This is a genomic window from Streptococcus mitis, from assembly GCF_002096735.1.
Taxonomy (GTDB): Bacteria; Bacillota; Bacilli; order Lactobacillales; family Streptococcaceae; genus Streptococcus; species Streptococcus mitis_CZ.
The window spans coordinates 42,870-58,161 of record NZ_NCVC01000012.1 but is presented as its reverse complement, the minus strand read 5'-3'; the positions used below and the strand labels follow the sequence as shown (position 1 = coordinate 58,161).

The window sequence follows — 15,292 nt, the reverse complement described above, 5'->3', positions numbered from 1 at the left end:
AGGTCATATGGGACTTTTTTTACACAAAAATAGGCTCCATAATATCTATAGGGGATTTACCCACTACAAATATTATGGAGCCTAATAAATCAGAAAGATTGCCTGAGGTCGATCTCTTTTTCTTGCGTTTTATATCGAGGTGTGATATATTTTATATAACGAAGTGCGATATATCGAACTGAATAGGAGGTGAATGCAAATGGAATTAACGGCTAAGATTCGTCGGGTCTATCTTCCGATGACGGAAACGGGCTTTTATATCTTGTTCTGTCTGCAAAAGGAAGGTCATGGTTATAGTATTACGCAAAAGGTCAAGGAGATGACAGATTCGCAAGTTTCGATTAGTCCTGGGACTATGTATGGAACCTTGTCAAAAATGGAAAAGGATGGTTTGATTTCCTTTGTCCGTGAAGAGGAAAAACGGAAAATCTATCAGATCACAGACTTGGGACGAAAAGTCTTAGATATTGAATTGAAACGTATTGAACGGCTCTATAGAAACAGTCTGGAGGAAAGATGATGGAAAAGAAGGTTGTTTATAGAATTGCTACCATTGCGGATTATGATAGAGAGGCTTTATATCTTAGAAAAATGCATGCTGAGGGCTGGAAACTTAAGGAAGTGACCTACTCTAACTTAGTAGTTGCGGTTAAGTATACTTTTGAAAAGTGTCAACCGGAGCAGGTGTCTTATCAGTTGGACTTTTATCCTATGAAAAAATCCGATAGAGCCTCCTATTTACAATTATTTAAAGACTGTGGCTGGGAGCATATTACAGACTTTAATGGTTTTTCCTACTTTAGAAAACTTCATTCTGGAATTGAGTCGGATGCCGAGTTTGAAATTTATAATGACGCGGCCGGGAAGCTAGCTATGGTCAAACGGATTTTAACGAGGCGGATGTTTCCTATTTTGCTTCTCTTTTTAGCTCTACTACCGGTTTTCTCAAAGTTTGTCGCTGGAGGTAGTTCTTTCAGTTGGGAAATGTTTTTGATTGCTAGTATACACTGTACTTTATTAATAGTTTATACGATTCAGATTTCTTATATTTTTTGGAGCTTGTTTCAAAAGTGGAAAGAATTATCTGATAAATAACGCCAGGCATGTTTTCTAATTTTGGGGTAAGACAATGAATAGCAGAGTAGAATTTCGGATTTTCACCATTGTTGATTTGGACAAGGAAGAAGAATATTTACATGAGATGCATTTGAAAGGTTGGAGGTATAGAACGAGTCGTTTTGGTTTGTTCTATTTTGACCAATGTCAACCAGACGATGTCATCTACTGTATCTATGATTCTAGATTTCTTAAAAAATATAAGCATGAACTGCAAGATTTTAGAAATAGAGGTTGGGAATTGATAGGAGCAGGTTTTTGTTCAATTTTTCGTAAATCGTCTTCTGATTTACTTCCAGAGGATCAAGTCTATATGAGTAAGGGACTCAGATGGGAAGTTATGCGATATAGACTTCGTTCATGTACAGTTGCTTTCTCAGGTGGTCTTGTTGTTTGTATGAGTTCGTTTAGAGAAGAACTGTCGCAATCTTTCTTTGTCATTTTTGCTCTATATGCCTTTATGATTTCTTATCTAATCTATGGTTATTTCAGACTAAAAAGTAAATACCGAGTAGATGGAAGGTAGGGTTCTAGGTCTTCAGACTGATTTTTAGCACTCTTGATAAAAGAGTGCTAATTTTTTGAGTTTTTGTCTTGACATTCTCTTTTAAGGGTGTATAATAGAATCATGAGTTAGCACTTGAGTGTATCGAGTGCTAATCGATCAGACAGAGAGGAGTGATGAGATGGTTACAGAGCGTCAGCAAGATATTTTAAATCTGATTATTGACATCTTTACCAAAACGCACGAACCTGTCGGATCCAAAGCATTGCAAGAGTCTATTAACTCTAGCAGTGCAACCATTCGTAATGACATGGCGGCTCTAGAAAAGCAAGGGTTGCTTGAGAAGGCTCATACATCAAGTGGTCGGATGCCAAGTGTTGCTGGTTTTCAGTACTATGTGAAACACTCACTGGATTTTGACCGTCTGGCTGAAAATGAGGTTTATGAGATTGTCAAAGCCTTTGATCAGGAATTCTTCAAATTGGAGGATATTCTGCAAGAGGCTGCTAATCTACTAACAGACTTGAGTGGCTGTACGGTAGTGGCACTGGATGTTGAGCCGAGCAGGCAACGGTTGACAGCCTTTGATATCGTTGTTTTGGGGCAACATACAGCCTTGGCAGTATTCACCCTAGACGAATCTCGAACGGTTACCAGTCAGTTTCTGATTCCAAGGAACTTTTTGCAGGAGGATTTGCTGAAACTGAAGAGCATCATTCAGGAACGTTTCCTCGGCCACACCGTTCTAGATATTCACTACAAGATTCGGACGGAGATTCCGCAGATTATCCAGCGTTACTTTACAACAACGGATAATGTGATTGATCTCTTTGAACATATCTTTAAGGAAATGTTCAACGAAAACATTGTAGTGGCGGGCAAGGTCAATCTCTTGAATTTTGCCAATCTAGCAGCCTATCAGTTCTTTGACCAACCTCAAAAGGTGGCTCTGGAGATTCGTGAGGGGTTGCGTGAGGATCAGATGCAAAATGTCCGTGTTGCGGACAGTCAAGAGTCCTGTCTAGCAGACCTAGCGGTGATTAGTAGCAAGTTCCTCATTCCTTATCGGGGAGTTGGAATTCTAGCCATTATCGGTCCAGTCAATCTGGATTACCAACAGCTAATCAACCAAGTCAATGTGGTCAACCGTGTTTTGACCATGAAGTTGACAGATTTTTACCGCTACCTCAGCAGTAATCATTACGAAGTACATTAAGATTGAAATCATTAAAGGAGGCGAAAATGGCCCAAGATATAAAAAATGAAGAAGTAGAAGAAATCCAAGAAGAGGAAGTTGTGGAAACGATAGAAGAAACAACTCCTGAGAAGTCTGAATTGGACTTGGCAAATGAACGTGCAGATGAGTACGAAAACAAATACCTTCGCGCTCATGCAGAAATGCAAAATATCCAACGCCGTGCCAATGAAGAACGTCAAAACTTGCAACGTTATCGTAGCCAGGACTTGGCAAAAGCAATCTTACCATCACTCGATAATCTTGAGCGTGCACTCGCAGTTGAAGGATTGACAGACGATGTCAAAAAAGGATTGGAGATGGTGCAAGAAAGCTTGATTCACGCTTTGAAAGAAGAAGGAATCGAAGAAATCGCAGCTGACGGTGAATTTGACCATAACTACCATATGGCCATCCAAACTCTCCCAGCAGACGATGACCACCCAGCAGATACCATCGCCCAAGTCTTCCAGAAAGGCTACAAACTCCATGACCGCATCCTACGCCCAGCAATGGTAGTGGTCTATAACTAGTTTAGAAAACTTGACAAAATTTGTCCGAAACGACACTAAACTATGAAGAAAGATAAAATATGTTTGGCTTTGCAATAGTGAGCGAAGCGAACCAAAGACGATACTCTTCGCCGTGGCGCTATTTGCGCAAACTTTGAGACCTTAGACTCAAAGTTTAGTCAAAGAGATTGACGAAGTTAAGCTCTGACGGCGCCGCCACTTAAGAAGAGTATCAAAAAGAAAAATAGAATATAAAATTTAAGGAGAAAAACACATGTCTAAAATTATCGGTATTGACTTAGGTACAACAAACTCAGCAGTTGCAGTTCTTGAAGGAACTGAAAGCAAAATCATCGCAAACCCAGAAGGAAACCGCACAACTCCATCTGTAGTCTCATTCAAAAACGGAGAAATCATCGTTGGTGATGCTGCAAAACGTCAAGCAGTAACAAATCCAGATACAGTCATCTCTATCAAATCTAAAATGGGAACTTCTGAAAAAGTTTCTGCAAATGGAAAAGAATACACTCCGCAAGAAATCTCAGCTATGATTCTTCAATACTTGAAAGGCTACGCTGAAGATTACCTTGGTGAAAAAGTTACTAAAGCAGTTATCACAGTTCCAGCTTACTTCAACGATGCTCAACGTCAAGCAACTAAAGACGCTGGTAAAATCGCTGGTCTTGAAGTAGAACGTATCGTCAACGAACCAACTGCAGCAGCCCTTGCTTACGGTTTGGACAAGACTGATAAAGAAGAAAAAATCTTGGTATTCGACCTTGGTGGTGGTACATTCGACGTATCTATCCTTGAATTGGGTGACGGTGTCTTCGACGTATTGTCAACTGCAGGGGACAACAAACTTGGTGGTGACGACTTTGACCAAAAAATCATTGACCACTTGGTGGCAGAATTCAAGAAAGAAAACGGTATCGACTTGTCTACTGACAAGATGGCAATGCAACGTTTGAAAGACGCAGCTGAAAAAGCGAAGAAAGACCTTTCTGGTGTAACTTCAACTCAAATCAGCTTGCCATTTATCACTGCTGGTGAAGCTGGACCTCTTCACTTGGAAATGACTTTGACTCGTGCTAAATTTGACGATTTGACTCGTGACCTTGTAGAACGTACAAAAGTTCCAGTTCGTCAAGCTCTTTCAGATGCAGGTTTGAGCTTGTCAGAAATCGACGAAGTTATCCTTGTTGGTGGTTCAACTCGTATCCCAGCCGTTGTAGAAGCTGTTAAAGCTGAAACTGGTAAAGAACCAAACAAATCAGTAAACCCTGACGAAGTAGTTGCTATGGGTGCTGCTATCCAAGGTGGTGTGATCACTGGTGATGTCAAAGACGTTGTCCTTCTTGATGTAACACCATTGTCACTTGGTATCGAAACAATGGGTGGTGTCTTCACAAAACTCATCGACCGTAACACAACAATTCCAACATCTAAATCACAAGTCTTCTCAACTGCGGCAGACAACCAACCAGCCGTTGATATCCACGTTCTTCAAGGTGAACGCCCAATGGCAGCAGATAACAAGACTCTTGGACGTTTCCAATTGACAGATATCCCAGCTGCACCTCGTGGAATTCCTCAAATCGAAGTAACATTTGATATCGACAAGAACGGTATCGTGTCTGTTAAGGCCAAAGACCTTGGAACTCAAAAAGAACAAACAATTGTTATCCAATCGAACTCAGGTTTGACTGACGAAGAAATCGACCGCATGATGAAAGATGCAGAAGCTAACGCTGAAGCAGATAAGAAACGTAAAGAAGAAGTTGACCTTCGTAACGAAGTAGACCAAGCAATCTTTGCGACTGAAAAGACTATCAAGGAAACTGAAGGAAAAGGTTTCGACGCAGAACGTGACGCTGCCCAAGCTGCCCTTGATGATCTTAAGAAAGCTCAAGAAGACAACAACTTGGACGACATGAAAGCAAAACTTGAAGCATTGAACGAAAAAGCTCAAGGACTTGCTGTTAAACTCTACGAACAAGCCGCAGCAGCCCAACAAGCTCAAGCAGGAGCAGAAGGCGCACAAGCAACAGGAAACGCAGGCGATGACGTCGTAGACGGAGAGTTTACTGAAAAGTAAGATGTTGAGGCGTTAAGAAAACGAAAGAAAAATAGGAAGCCATCGCCTTGTGCGATGCACAAAAGATGGCTTATCTTTTTTCCGAAGTTTTTAGCCGAAACTCAGTTAAGCCTAACTCGTTAAGAATGACTAATCACTAAAGTGATTGTCATTCTACGGCAATAGCTATGGCGACTTGTCTAAACTCCTTACTAGTTCAAAAACAAAGTATAATCGACTTTATTTTTGAACGTCGTAATGATAAGAAGAAATCCAGAGGTTGCAACCCAGCCTCTGTTTTTCGGTAAAATAGAGGATGTTGCGTATGAAAAAAGTACTTTGTATCATTTATCCTAATTTTTCTCTTTATGAGATAACCGCTTTAACAAGTACTTTAGCTCTGTCTTTTGACATCACGATTGATTATGTCGCTTCAGATTATTCGATAGTTATATCTGAGGATGGCTTGCCTTGTCGGCCTACAAAAACATTGGATCAAGTACGTATAGAAGAGTATTCTTGTATCATTTTACCAGGAATGGTAAACATAGGGCCTGCTCTACAGGATGAAAAATTAGATTCTTTTTTGAGAGAACTCGGTGAGCAGGATATCTTAATTACAGCAATTTCTTCTGCGCCCATTTTGTTAGCGAAAGCTGGCTTGTTGAACGACACGAAATTTACAGGTGGAATTTGGCAAAACTTCTTTGATTATTTTGAATTTCTTCCACGTAAGAATTTTCAACCGAAAGTTCTTGTCCAAGATAAACAAATCATTACGGCTATCGGTTTTGCACATCAAGAGTTTGCAAGAAAAGTGATTTTCGGTTTAGGGTTGGCAGAGAGTACGGACAACTATTTTAAAGAACAGAACGAGTATGCTGAAGAGGATTTGATATTTACTCTATCAGATGAAGAGTTTAATCAAGTGAAGCAGAGTATAGAAAACAGCCTCTAAAGATTTACATGAAAATTATAGAAAGGAACAAAGGTGTTCAGGGAATTGAACACGGGTTCCAGAATTTCTAACTCAATATAAAAGAAAGGAATTGAACCCGACCTAAATTCTCGGAAAAAAGATAAATCTGTCTAGGAGCATCGCTCCAGCGTCAGATTTCCTATTTTTCAGTCGAATTTTACGGTCTTGGTATCTTGTATGAACAATACTGAATTTTATGATCGTCTGGGGGTGTCAAAAAACGCTTCGGCAGACGAAATCAAAAAGGCTTATCGTAAGCTTTCGAAAAAATATCACCCAGATATCAATAAGGAGCCTGGTGCTGAGGAAAAATACAAGGAAGTTCAGGAAGCCTATGAGACTTTGAGTGACGACCAAAAACGGGCAGCCTATGACCAATATGGTGCGGCTGGTGCCAATGGTGGCTTTGGTGGTGCAGGTGGTTTCGGCGGCTTTGACGGGGCAGGAGGCTTCGGTGGTTTTGAAGATATCTTCTCAAGTTTCTTCGGCGGAGGCGGTGCTTCGCGCAATCCAAATGCCCCTCGTCAAGGGGATGACCTCCAGTATCGTGTGAACTTGACATTTGAAGAAGCTATTTTTGGAGCTGAAAAAGAGGTTAAGTACAACCGTGAAGCAAGCTGTAGTACATGTAACGGTTCTGGTGCTAAGCCAGGAACAAGTCCAGTCACTTGTGGACGCTGTCATGGAGCTGGTGTCATTAACGTTGATACGCAGACTCCGCTTGGTATGATGCGTCGCCAAGTAACCTGTGATGTCTGTCATGGTCGCGGAAAAGAAATCAAAGATCCATGTACAACTTGTCACGGAACAGGTCATGAAAAACAAGCTCATAGTGTACATGTAAAAATCCCTGCTGGTGTGGAAACAGGTCAACAAATTCGCCTAGCTGGTCAAGGTGAAGCTGGATTTAACGGTGGACCTTACGGTGACTTGTATGTAGTGGTTTCTGTGGAAGCCAGCGACAAGTTTGAACGTGAAGGAACGACTATCTTCTACAATCTCAACCTCAACTTTGTCCAAGCAGCTCTTGGTGACACAGTTGATATCCCAACTGTTCATGGTGATGTTGAATTGGTTATTCCAGAGGGAACTCAGACTGGTAAGAAATTCCGTTTACGTGGTAAGGGAGCTCCGAGCCTTCGTGGCGGTGCAGTTGGTGACCAATACGTTACCGTTAATGTCGTAACACCGACAGGCTTGAACGACCGTCAAAAAGCAGCTTTGAAAGAATTCGCAGCTGCTGGTGACTTGAAAGTCAATCCAAAGAAAAAAGGCTTCTTTGACCATATAAAAGATGCCTTTGAAGGAGAATAAAGCAAAAAGAGCCGAGTGGCTCTTTTTGTTTATAGATTTTTTAAGACTTTCCTTAAGTAATGACGGACGGTAGCGACCTTCTTCGAAGTTCCATACCTAAACTTTGAGCCTAAGTCTCAAAGTTTCCGGACACCTGAAACCAAGCTGTTTCAGGTGTTTTCATTACGGCGGAAAGTCTTCGATTTAGTTGTGAAATGGTGAATGAGTTGCCTAAATTATGATGTATAGTTAATGGGATATAACTTGTTTACCTTTTAAAAAAGAGCCGTCGGGCTCTGTTTACTTATCTTCGATTTCCTGTGTTTCTTTAATCACAGCTAGTCTAGTCTGGATATCCTTTTCCAAGACCTTAAACTTGTAAGTCAGGTCTTCTTGGTATTCCTTGATGAGTTCTTTTTGCTGGTCAATGATTTGCAGGCTGTTTTGGATAATATCCACATCATCCTTGATAGCTTGAACGCGGTCAGTGGTATTCAAGACTTCATCTGTGATGGTTTGGCGATTTTTTGTAACCAGATAACTTCCGGCTGCAGCTCCTGCAAATAGCAGTAGATTGGATAATTTCATGGCAACTCCTTAGGCATTTTTGATGGTTTCAGCGACTTGAGCGAGTTTGTCAAAGTCTGGTTCGTGGGCGATAAAATCAATCTTGAGGTCATCGTCCGCACTGTAGCGAGGTATGAGGTGAACGTGGGTATGGAAGACTGTTTGCCCTGCGATTTCTTCACAGTTGGCAATGATATTCATACCAGCGGCCTTGGTAGCTTTCATGACTTTTTGAGCGACTTTTGGCACTTGGGCAAAGAGTTGGCTGGCGCTAGTAGCGTCCATTTCCAAGAGATTACGATAGTGTTCTTTGGGTACGACCAAGGTGTGTCCTGGTGTCACTTGAGAGATATCAAGAAAGGCAAGAACCTGCTCATCTTCATATACTTTTGAAGCAGGGATTTCTCCTGCGATGATTTTACAAAAAATGCAATCTAACATAAAATCTACCTCTACTGTCTTGAATTTTGATATAATATAGCTACATTATACCAGATTTGGAGAAAATATGTTAGAAATTAAAAACCTGACAGGTGGCTATGTTCATGTCCCTGTCTTGAAAGATGTGTCCTTTACCGTTGAAAGTGGGCAGCTGGTCGGTCTGATTGGTCTCAATGGTGCTGGGAAATCGACGACTATTAATGAGATTATCGGTCTGTTGACACCTTATAGTGGCTCCATCAATATCAACGGCTTGACCCTGCAAGAAGATGCGACAAGTTACCGCAAGCAAATTGGCTACATTCCTGAGACACCTAGCTTGTATGAGGAATTGACCCTCAGAGAGCATATCGAAACGGTTGCTATGGCTTATAGTATTGAGCAAAAGGTGGCTTTTGAGCGAGTAGAACCTTTGTTAAAAATGTTCCGTCTGGATCAGAAATTAGATTGGTTCCCTGTTCATTTTTCAAAAGGGATGAAGCAGAAAGTCATGATTATTTGTGCTTTTGTGGTGGATCCGAGTCTTTTTATCGTGGATGAGCCTTTCCTTGGTCTCGATCCGTTGGCGATTGCGGACTTGATTCAGCTTTTGGAAGTGGAAAAGCAAAAGGGCAAGTCCATTCTCATGAGTACCCACGTGTTGGATTCGGCGGAGAAGATGTGTGATGCCTTTGTCATTCTTCACAAGGGTGAGGTGCGTGCTAAGGGAAATCTGGCGCAACTGCGCGAAGCCTTTGACATGCCTGAGGCTAGTTTGAATGATATTTACTTGGCTCTGACCAAAGAGGAGGAGCTATGAAAGACTTGTTTTTAAAGAGAAAGCAGGCTTTTCGTAAGGAGTGTCTTGGTTATCTGCGCTATGTTTTCAATGACCACTTTGTCTTGTTCCTGCTTGTTCTGCTGGGATTTCTAGCCTACCAGTACAGTCAACTCTTGCAACATTTTCCTGAAAATCATTGGCCTATCCTTTTGTTTGTTGGAATTACTTCTATTTTACTTTTGCTTTGGGGTGGAATTGCCACCTATATGGAGGCTCCAGACAAGCTCTTTCTCTTAGTTGGAGAAGAGGAAATCAAGCTCCATCTCAAGCGTCAAACTGGCATTTCCCTAGTCTTTTGGCTTTTTGTCCAAACTCTTTTCTTGCTGTTATTTGCGCCCTTATTTTTAGCCATGGGTTATGGCTTGCCTGTTTTTCTGGTCTATGTGCTTTTATTAGGAGTAGGAAAATATTTCCTCTTTCGTCAAAAGGCCAGCAAATTTTTTACTGAAACTGGACTAAACTGGGACTATGTCATTTCCCAAGAAAGTAAGCGTAAGCAAGTCTTGCTTCGTTTCTTTGCCCTCTTTACGCAGGTCAAGGGAATTTCAAACAGCGTCAAGCGTCGTGCCTATCTGGACTTTATCTTAAAGGCTGTTCAGAAGGTGCCTGGGAAGATTTGGCAAAATCTCTATCTGCGTTCTTATTTGCGAAATGGAGACCTCTTTGCCCTCAGTCTCCGTCTGCTCTTGCTTTCCATACTGGCACAGGTCTTTATTGAGCAAGCTTGGATTGCGACAGCAGTGGTAGTGCTGTTTAACTACCTCTTGCTCTTCCAGTTGCTGGCCCTCTATCATGCCTTTGACTACCAGTATTTGACCCAACTCTTTCCACTGGACAAGGGGCAAAAGGAAAAAGGCTTGCAGGCAGTGGTCAGAGGATTGACCAGTTTGGTCTTAGTAGTGGAATTAGTTGTCGGGTTGATTACCTTCCAAGAAAAACTGGCCCTTCTAGCCTTGTTGGGTGCTGGTTTGGTTTTACTAGTCTTGTATTTGCCTTATCAGGTCAAACGTCAGATGCAGGACTAACATTGCCTGTATGACACTAAAAAAGAAGTTGAGTTCAGTTTGTCTCAGCTTCTTTTTAGTTACTATAGGATAATGGTTGGTCCATAGAGACTCAACTTGGTCTTGACCTGATCAAAGTGGAAGCGGTCATAGGCTCGCCAAGCGGCGCGAGTAGGAGCATCTGGATCAAGAGCGCTGAGTCCCATGAGAAGACTGGAAGTCTGGTAAAATTTTTCCAATTCAATCAAGACTCGATTATCCACTGTCTCAGCCTTGGCTAGAAAGCTAAGAATAGAGTTTAATTGCTCCTGAAAGCGGACGTCGTCAGCGGTTGCCTGTTTGCATGCTTGATAGGCTTTGTTTAAGTCAGTAATCAAAGTCTGAGCTCTTTTGATGGGGTCTGTGTCTGTCATGAAAATTCCTCCTTTAATCTGGGTGCCAGTCTTGGTTCTAGCAACTGTGTTTTGATACTGTTAGTCTACCATTTTTAGAGTTTTTTTCAGCCTCAAATCTTTAATTGTACTTGAAATTTCCTGAATGGTACTGTTAAGATTTTATGATAAAATAGTTGTAAGCTCATCATGATGTTGTAGAAAAATAATCCTTTTAGGAGTTTTCAAAGACTGTTTAGGATTTGGTGGGCTTGTGTTAGATTTTTTCTGTTATTCTCTTCTTAGGAGGAGAATCCAATGAAACATATGATTATTCAGACACAGAAGACAGCCTATAAAGTAAAAGTAGACGATATCTACTATATCCAAGCACATCCAACTAAAGCCCATACTGTACAGATTGTTACAGAAGAAGCTAGCTTTAATATGGTTCAAAATTTAAGTAATCTTGAGAACCAATATGGGGAAACCTTGATGAGATGTCATCGAAATTGTTTGGTCAATCTTGATAAAGTAAAATCGATTGATTTTCAAGAAAGAATCCTTTTTCTTGGAGAAGAAGGTCAATACGCTGTCAAGTATGCCAGACGTCGCTATAGAGAAATTCGTCAAAAATGGTTGAAAGAAGGAGAGTAAGAAGATGAGAATATTTGTTTTAGAAGATGATTTTTCCCAACAAGCTAGAATTGAAACGACGATTGAGAAACTTTTGAAAGAACATCATATCACTCCCAGCTCTTTTGAGGTCTTTGGCAAGCCAGACCAACTGCTGGAAGAGGTGCATGAGAAGGGCGCCCATCAGCTATTCTTTTTGGATATTGAGATTCGAAATGAGGAGATGAAAGGGCTAGAAGTGGCTAGAAAGATTCGGGATCGGGATCCGTATGCCCTAATCGTCTTTGTGACGACTCACTCGGAGTTTATGCCCCTGTCCTTTCGCTACCAAGTGTCAGCTTTGGACTACATTGATAAGGCCCTTTCGGCAGAGGAATTTGAATCTCGTATCGAGACAGCCCTCCTCTATGCCAATAGTCAAGACAGTAAAAGTCTGGCGGAAGATTGTTTTTACTTTAAATCAAAATTTGCCCAATTCCAGTATCCTTTTAAAGAGGTTTACTATCTCGAAACGTCTTCTAAATCTCATCATGTCATTCTCTATACCGAGACGGACAGACTGGAATTTACAGCGAGTTTAGAGGAGATTCTCAAGCAGGAGCCTCGTCTCCTGCAGTGCCATCGCTCTTTTCTCATCAATCCTGCCAATGTGATACATTTGGATAAGAAAGAAAAACTCCTTTTCTTCCCCAATGGGAGAAGTTGCCTAATCGCGCGTTATAAGGTCAGGGAAGTGTCTGAGGCTATCAATAACTTACACTTAGTGAGGTGATGGAATGGAAATAGTTTGGAAAATAGTTTATACATTTTTGGTATCTGGATTGGAGTTGTTTATATTTTTTAAGGTAGATGGAATTGGTCTCACTTTTGAGAGGATTTTTAAGGCCTTTCTTTTTAAGATACTGTTGGCATTTGTTTTTGTAACAATTAACTATATAGTAGGAAATGATTACCTATCTTATTTTACGGAACCATTGTACGGTATCGGCTTATCTTTCTTATTGTTTAGAGGGCTTCCTAAAAAACTCCTTATCTTTTATGGTCTCTTTCCAATGATATTGGTAAATCTCTTTTATAGAGGTGTTTCCTATTTTTTGCTTCCGTTTTTAGAGCAAGGGCAACTATATAATGACTACTCATTTACTTGGTTATGTATAATAATTTTCAATTTCTTCATTTCTCTAGCCTTTTTGAGATGGTTAGACTATGATTTCACTAGCTTGAGAAAGGAGATTCTAGATAAAGGTTTTCAAAAGTCCCTGACTAAGATTAACTGGATAATGGGGGCTTACTATCTAGTGATGCAAAGTCTGTCTTATTTTGAATATGTACAAGGTATTCAATCAACGACTGTTCGCCATCTGATTCTAGTGTTTTACTTGCTCTTTTTTATGGGTGTTATCAAGAAGCTGGATACCTATTTGAAGGAAAAACTTCAGGAAAAACTGAACCAAGAGCAGATCTTGCGCTATAGAGATATGGAACGCTATAGTCGGCATATAGAGGAGCTTTATAAGGAAGTGCGGAGCTTTCGACATGACTACACCAACCTCTTAACCAGTTTACGTCTGGGTATTGAAGAGGAGGATATGGAGCAGATAAAAGAGATTTACGACTCTGTTTTAAAGGATTCTAGTCAGAAATTGCAGGACAATAAATATGACCTGGGCAGATTGGTGAATATTCGTGACCGTGCCCTCAAAAGTCTCCTCGCGGGGAAATTTCTAAAAGCCATAGATAAGAAGATTATCTTTAATGTCGAAGTTCCTGAGGAGATTCAGGTAGAGGAGATGAGCCTGCTTGATTTTCTGACTATTGTGTCTATCCTTTGTGACAACGCTATTGAAGCTAGTATAGAGGCTAGTCAACCTCATGTTTCAATCGCTTTTTTTAAAAATGGAGAACAGGAGACCTTTATCATCGAAAATTCCATCAAAGAAGAGGGCATAGATATTTCTGAAATCTTCTCCTTTGGAGCAAGTTCTAAAGGGGAGGAGAGAGGAGTCGGTCTCTATACCGTTATGAAAATTGTGGAAAGTCATCCCAATACCAGTCTAAATACCACCTGTCAAGATCAAGTCTTTCGTCAGGTGCTTACTATGATACATACAGAATGATGAAAAAATAAGACCGAGAGTGCTTTCTCTTGGTCTTGTTTTTTTATAGTTGTATTGGTTGATGAAGTCCTTGTGTGATGTGAAGAGGATATATACGAATGTTATATAAAAGTTCTTCCCACAATCCTCCACCTGTAATTTGGTTGAGTTCGGTAGTTGTTAGTTCTTGAAATGAAGTTAGGTTTTGATTCTTATCCATGTTACAATTCTCCTTTTTGATAAGATAATAAATAGTTATAGAGTGTTATCTGAAAATTAATCAGAATGGGTTAAAATTTTATCTTTGAAATAATCAAAATATGTTTTCTTTGCAGTTACACTAGTGACGCGACCTTGTAAGCCATATTGGATGAGTTTACTATCCTCATTAGATAGTTTTGCAAGAGCGGTTAGTTTAAAGAGATTTCCTTGCTCTGTTCTGGTAGGAGTTTGATCAATTGTCTGAAGTTGGCCGATGATGGTAATGCCGTGATTTCCAATCTTCTCCAGTTTTAATCTTACAGTTTGTCCTTTATCTAGTAGAGGTAGATAGTCAGAAGATACGTAGTAAGTGATTAGTACTTCTCTTGTATCTGTGATGACAGGGAATATTTGAGCAATTTCTGTACCAGTTGGAATTCTATTTTTACCTTCAAATTCGCTGTTCAGATGAACGATACCTTTACTTGGAGCGGTTAAGGTATTGTTTTCTAAGCGCTGTGTCGCTTGATCTAGTTGTACTTTTAATTCTGTTAATTGATTTTCCACGGTTAGTTGTTGCTGAGAAGCTGTCTGTAAAAATTGAGTACGAAGTACTTCAATTTTGGTCGCTAAACTATTGTCATAAGTTGCTACACTTCCGATACCAGCTTGCTGAATTTTGAGGCTTGCGATAGATGATTCCAGACCTGCAATACTTTGATTAATTTGAGATAAAAATGGCTCTTCTGCAGTTCCTTGTGTTTGTCCTTGTGAGGCTACAAGATAACGATTCAAAATTGACTGGTGCGGATTGTCAGTTGGTAAGCGTGCTCTGTTATTTATGATAGCATCTCTCAGCTCTTGATATTCTCCAATTTGTTGTTGAACTTTTGTAATTTCTTGTTCGATGGCTGATGAACTGCTATTGGCAAGATTAGCTTGATTTGAAACTTCGGTGTTAGTCTTTGTGATACCCAGTTCAATATCATGAGCTTGTTTAGTAAAATTCATAAAGGTATTATGGTAGCCAAATTCATCCTCGCCAGAAAAAAGATCAGTCGCTTTTTCTAAGCTTTGCTTCAAAATTCCAAGTTCTTCTTTTTGCTTTTCAAGTCTCTGTAATTGAGTTTCTAAGGCAGTTTTCTGACTTTCTTCCATTGTTTCAGAGTATTTGATGAGTAAGTCACCTTTCTCAACTACTTGATTTGCCACTAAATGATTAGCAAGGATAGGATTATCACTTGTTGACTGAATAGATGCAATGACACTTGTAGGGGCGATTTCTCCTTGGGAAGTGACAGTAATTTCTTTTGTAGCAACAAGGGAGAAAATCAAGATGAAAGTAAACAGTAATGAAAGAGGTATGATTAATACTGTCGCATAGTTATGGTAACGTCTCTGATAAAACTCGACGCTTCTAAAAAGATTAGGATTCATGAC

The 15,292-nt window shown here is 40.3% G+C and carries 18 protein-coding genes; 13 read left to right on the top strand and 5 right to left on the bottom strand.

Annotated elements, in window-relative coordinates; translation table 11 throughout:
- Nucleotides 1–199 precede the first annotated feature (199 nt).
- The 8 genes from B7703_RS02305 (at nt 200) to dnaJ (ending at nt 7,737) form a co-directional block, all read left to right on the top strand.
- On the top strand, nt 200–520 hold the full coding sequence (locus B7703_RS02305) for a PadR family transcriptional regulator (protein WP_192851950.1): 321 nt from the start codon (nt 200–202) through the stop codon (nt 518–520).
- On the top strand, nt 520–1,095 hold the full coding sequence (locus B7703_RS02300; protein WP_084923513.1) for a DUF2812 domain-containing protein: 576 nt from the start codon (nt 520–522) through the stop codon (nt 1,093–1,095). Before B7703_RS02305 ends, B7703_RS02300 begins: the two co-directional genes overlap by 1 nt.
- A 34-nt stretch (nt 1,096–1,129) precedes the next feature.
- On the top strand, nt 1,130–1,642 hold the full coding sequence (locus B7703_RS02295; RefSeq protein WP_084923468.1) for a DUF2812 domain-containing protein: 513 nt from the start codon (nt 1,130–1,132) through the stop codon (nt 1,640–1,642).
- Nucleotides 1,643–1,802: 160 nt separating this feature from the next.
- The gene (gene hrcA, locus B7703_RS02290) at nt 1,803–2,837 is read left to right on the top strand and encodes a heat-inducible transcriptional repressor HrcA (RefSeq protein WP_000255759.1); all 1,035 of its coding nucleotides are present in this window, start codon (nt 1,803–1,805) and stop codon (nt 2,835–2,837) included.
- 26 nt (nt 2,838–2,863) lie between these two features.
- The gene (grpE, locus tag B7703_RS02285) at nt 2,864–3,388 is read left to right on the top strand and encodes a nucleotide exchange factor GrpE (RefSeq protein ID WP_045612792.1); all 525 of its coding nucleotides are present in this window, start codon (nt 2,864–2,866) and stop codon (nt 3,386–3,388) included.
- 253 nt (nt 3,389–3,641) lie between these two features.
- Nucleotides 3,642–5,465 carry a molecular chaperone DnaK gene (gene dnaK / locus B7703_RS02280; RefSeq protein ID WP_000034661.1) on the top strand — a complete coding sequence of 608 codons (1,824 nt, stop codon included), beginning with the start codon at nt 3,642–3,644 and terminating at the stop codon, nt 5,463–5,465.
- Between the two features lie 304 nt (nt 5,466–5,769).
- A complete protein-coding gene (locus B7703_RS02275; protein WP_084923467.1) occupies nt 5,770–6,402 on the top strand; it encodes a DJ-1/PfpI family protein in 633 nt (210 codons plus the stop codon).
- A gap of 198 nt (nt 6,403–6,600) precedes the next feature.
- Entirely contained in the window at nt 6,601–7,737 is a 1,137-nt protein-coding gene (gene dnaJ, locus B7703_RS02270; protein ID WP_001066308.1) for a molecular chaperone DnaJ, read from the top strand.
- Between the two features lie 279 nt (nt 7,738–8,016).
- Here dnaJ and B7703_RS02265 read toward each other — a convergent pair whose 3' ends face one another.
- Nucleotides 8,017–8,304, bottom strand: a complete 288-nt coding sequence (locus B7703_RS02265; RefSeq protein ID WP_000777754.1) for a hypothetical protein — start codon at nt 8,302–8,304, stop codon at nt 8,017–8,019.
- Nucleotides 8,305–8,313: 9 nt separating this feature from the next.
- Nucleotides 8,314–8,724 (bottom strand): HIT family protein, encoded by a 411-nt coding sequence (locus B7703_RS02260; RefSeq protein WP_084923466.1) that lies wholly within the window; start codon nt 8,722–8,724, stop codon nt 8,314–8,316.
- A 67-nt stretch (nt 8,725–8,791) separates the two neighbouring features.
- Here B7703_RS02260 and B7703_RS02255 point away from each other — a divergent pair, with 67 nt between their 5' ends.
- Together B7703_RS02255 and B7703_RS02250 are read left to right on the top strand one after the other, a co-directional pair.
- A complete protein-coding gene (locus tag B7703_RS02255) occupies nt 8,792–9,523 on the top strand; it encodes an ABC transporter ATP-binding protein (protein ID WP_084923465.1) in 732 nt (243 codons plus the stop codon).
- On the top strand, nt 9,520–10,569 hold the full coding sequence (locus B7703_RS02250) for an ABC transporter permease (protein WP_084923464.1): 1,050 nt from the start codon (nt 9,520–9,522) through the stop codon (nt 10,567–10,569). The genes B7703_RS02255 and B7703_RS02250 overlap by 4 nt, the downstream gene beginning before the upstream one ends.
- 62 nt (nt 10,570–10,631) lie before the next feature.
- On the opposite strand, the gene B7703_RS02245 is transcribed toward B7703_RS02250, so the two are convergent.
- Entirely contained in the window at nt 10,632–10,961 is a 330-nt protein-coding gene (locus B7703_RS02245) for a hypothetical protein (protein WP_061438728.1), read from the bottom strand.
- A 276-nt stretch (nt 10,962–11,237) separates the two neighbouring features.
- On the opposite strand from B7703_RS02245, the gene B7703_RS02240 reads away from it, so the two are divergent.
- The 3 genes from B7703_RS02240 to B7703_RS02230 are packed head-to-tail and all read left to right on the top strand — an operon-like array spanning nt 11,238 to nt 13,672.
- Nucleotides 11,238–11,576 (top strand): LytTR family DNA-binding domain-containing protein, encoded by a 339-nt coding sequence (locus tag B7703_RS02240; RefSeq protein WP_049494994.1) that lies wholly within the window; start codon nt 11,238–11,240, stop codon nt 11,574–11,576.
- Between the two features lie 4 nt (nt 11,577–11,580).
- Nucleotides 11,581–12,327, top strand: coding sequence for a response regulator transcription factor (locus B7703_RS02235; protein WP_064276246.1), 747 nt, complete (start codon nt 11,581–11,583; stop codon nt 12,325–12,327).
- A gap of 4 nt (nt 12,328–12,331) precedes the next feature.
- Nucleotides 12,332–13,672, top strand: a complete 1,341-nt coding sequence (locus B7703_RS02230) for a sensor histidine kinase (protein ID WP_084923462.1) — start codon at nt 12,332–12,334, stop codon at nt 13,670–13,672.
- A gap of 43 nt (nt 13,673–13,715) precedes the next feature.
- On the opposite strand, the gene blpC is transcribed toward B7703_RS02230, so the two are convergent.
- Nucleotides 13,716–13,871, bottom strand: a complete 156-nt coding sequence (blpC, locus tag B7703_RS02225; RefSeq protein ID WP_064276248.1) for a quorum-sensing system pheromone BlpC — start codon at nt 13,869–13,871, stop codon at nt 13,716–13,718.
- Between the two features lie 56 nt (nt 13,872–13,927).
- The gene (blpB, locus tag B7703_RS02220; RefSeq protein ID WP_084923461.1) at nt 13,928–15,289 is read right to left on the bottom strand and encodes a peptide export ABC transport accessory protein BlpB; all 1,362 of its coding nucleotides are present in this window, start codon (nt 15,287–15,289) and stop codon (nt 13,928–13,930) included.
- Nucleotides 15,290–15,292 lie beyond the last annotated feature (3 nt).

Excerpts from the sequence above, each read along its gene's own strand:
- B7703_RS02245 (WP_061438728.1), bottom strand. The coding sequence starts at position 10,961 with ATGACAGACACAGACCCCATCAAAAGAGCTCAGACTTTGATTACTGAC.
- B7703_RS02255 (WP_084923465.1), top strand. The coding sequence starts at position 8,792 with ATGTTAGAAATTAAAAACCTGACAGGTGGCTATGTTCATGTCCCTGTC.
- dnaK (WP_000034661.1), top strand. The coding sequence starts at position 3,642 with ATGTCTAAAATTATCGGTATTGACTTAGGTACAACAAACTCAGCAGTT.
- B7703_RS02300 (WP_084923513.1), top strand. The coding sequence starts at position 520 with ATGGAAAAGAAGGTTGTTTATAGAATTGCTACCATTGCGGATTATGAT.
- B7703_RS02265 (WP_000777754.1), bottom strand. The coding sequence starts at position 8,304 with ATGAAATTATCCAATCTACTGCTATTTGCAGGAGCTGCAGCCGGAAGT.
- B7703_RS02230 (WP_084923462.1), top strand. The coding sequence starts at position 12,332 with ATGGAAATAGTTTGGAAAATAGTTTATACATTTTTGGTATCTGGATTG.
- B7703_RS02295 (WP_084923468.1), top strand. The coding sequence starts at position 1,130 with ATGAATAGCAGAGTAGAATTTCGGATTTTCACCATTGTTGATTTGGAC.
- grpE (WP_045612792.1), top strand. The coding sequence starts at position 2,864 with ATGGCCCAAGATATAAAAAATGAAGAAGTAGAAGAAATCCAAGAAGAG.
- hrcA (WP_000255759.1), top strand. The coding sequence starts at position 1,803 with ATGGTTACAGAGCGTCAGCAAGATATTTTAAATCTGATTATTGACATC.
- dnaJ (WP_001066308.1), top strand. The coding sequence starts at position 6,601 with ATGAACAATACTGAATTTTATGATCGTCTGGGGGTGTCAAAAAACGCT.
- B7703_RS02260 (WP_084923466.1), bottom strand. The coding sequence starts at position 8,724 with ATGTTAGATTGCATTTTTTGTAAAATCATCGCAGGAGAAATCCCTGCT.
- B7703_RS02235 (WP_064276246.1), top strand. The coding sequence starts at position 11,581 with ATGAGAATATTTGTTTTAGAAGATGATTTTTCCCAACAAGCTAGAATT.
- B7703_RS02275 (WP_084923467.1), top strand. The coding sequence starts at position 5,770 with ATGAAAAAAGTACTTTGTATCATTTATCCTAATTTTTCTCTTTATGAG.
- B7703_RS02240 (WP_049494994.1), top strand. The coding sequence starts at position 11,238 with ATGAAACATATGATTATTCAGACACAGAAGACAGCCTATAAAGTAAAA.
- blpB (WP_084923461.1), bottom strand. The coding sequence starts at position 15,289 with ATGAATCCTAATCTTTTTAGAAGCGTCGAGTTTTATCAGAGACGTTAC.
- B7703_RS02250 (WP_084923464.1), top strand. The coding sequence starts at position 9,520 with ATGAAAGACTTGTTTTTAAAGAGAAAGCAGGCTTTTCGTAAGGAGTGT.
- blpC (WP_064276248.1), bottom strand. The coding sequence starts at position 13,871 with ATGGATAAGAATCAAAACCTAACTTCATTTCAAGAACTAACAACTACC.
- B7703_RS02305 (WP_192851950.1), top strand. The coding sequence starts at position 200 with ATGGAATTAACGGCTAAGATTCGTCGGGTCTATCTTCCGATGACGGAA.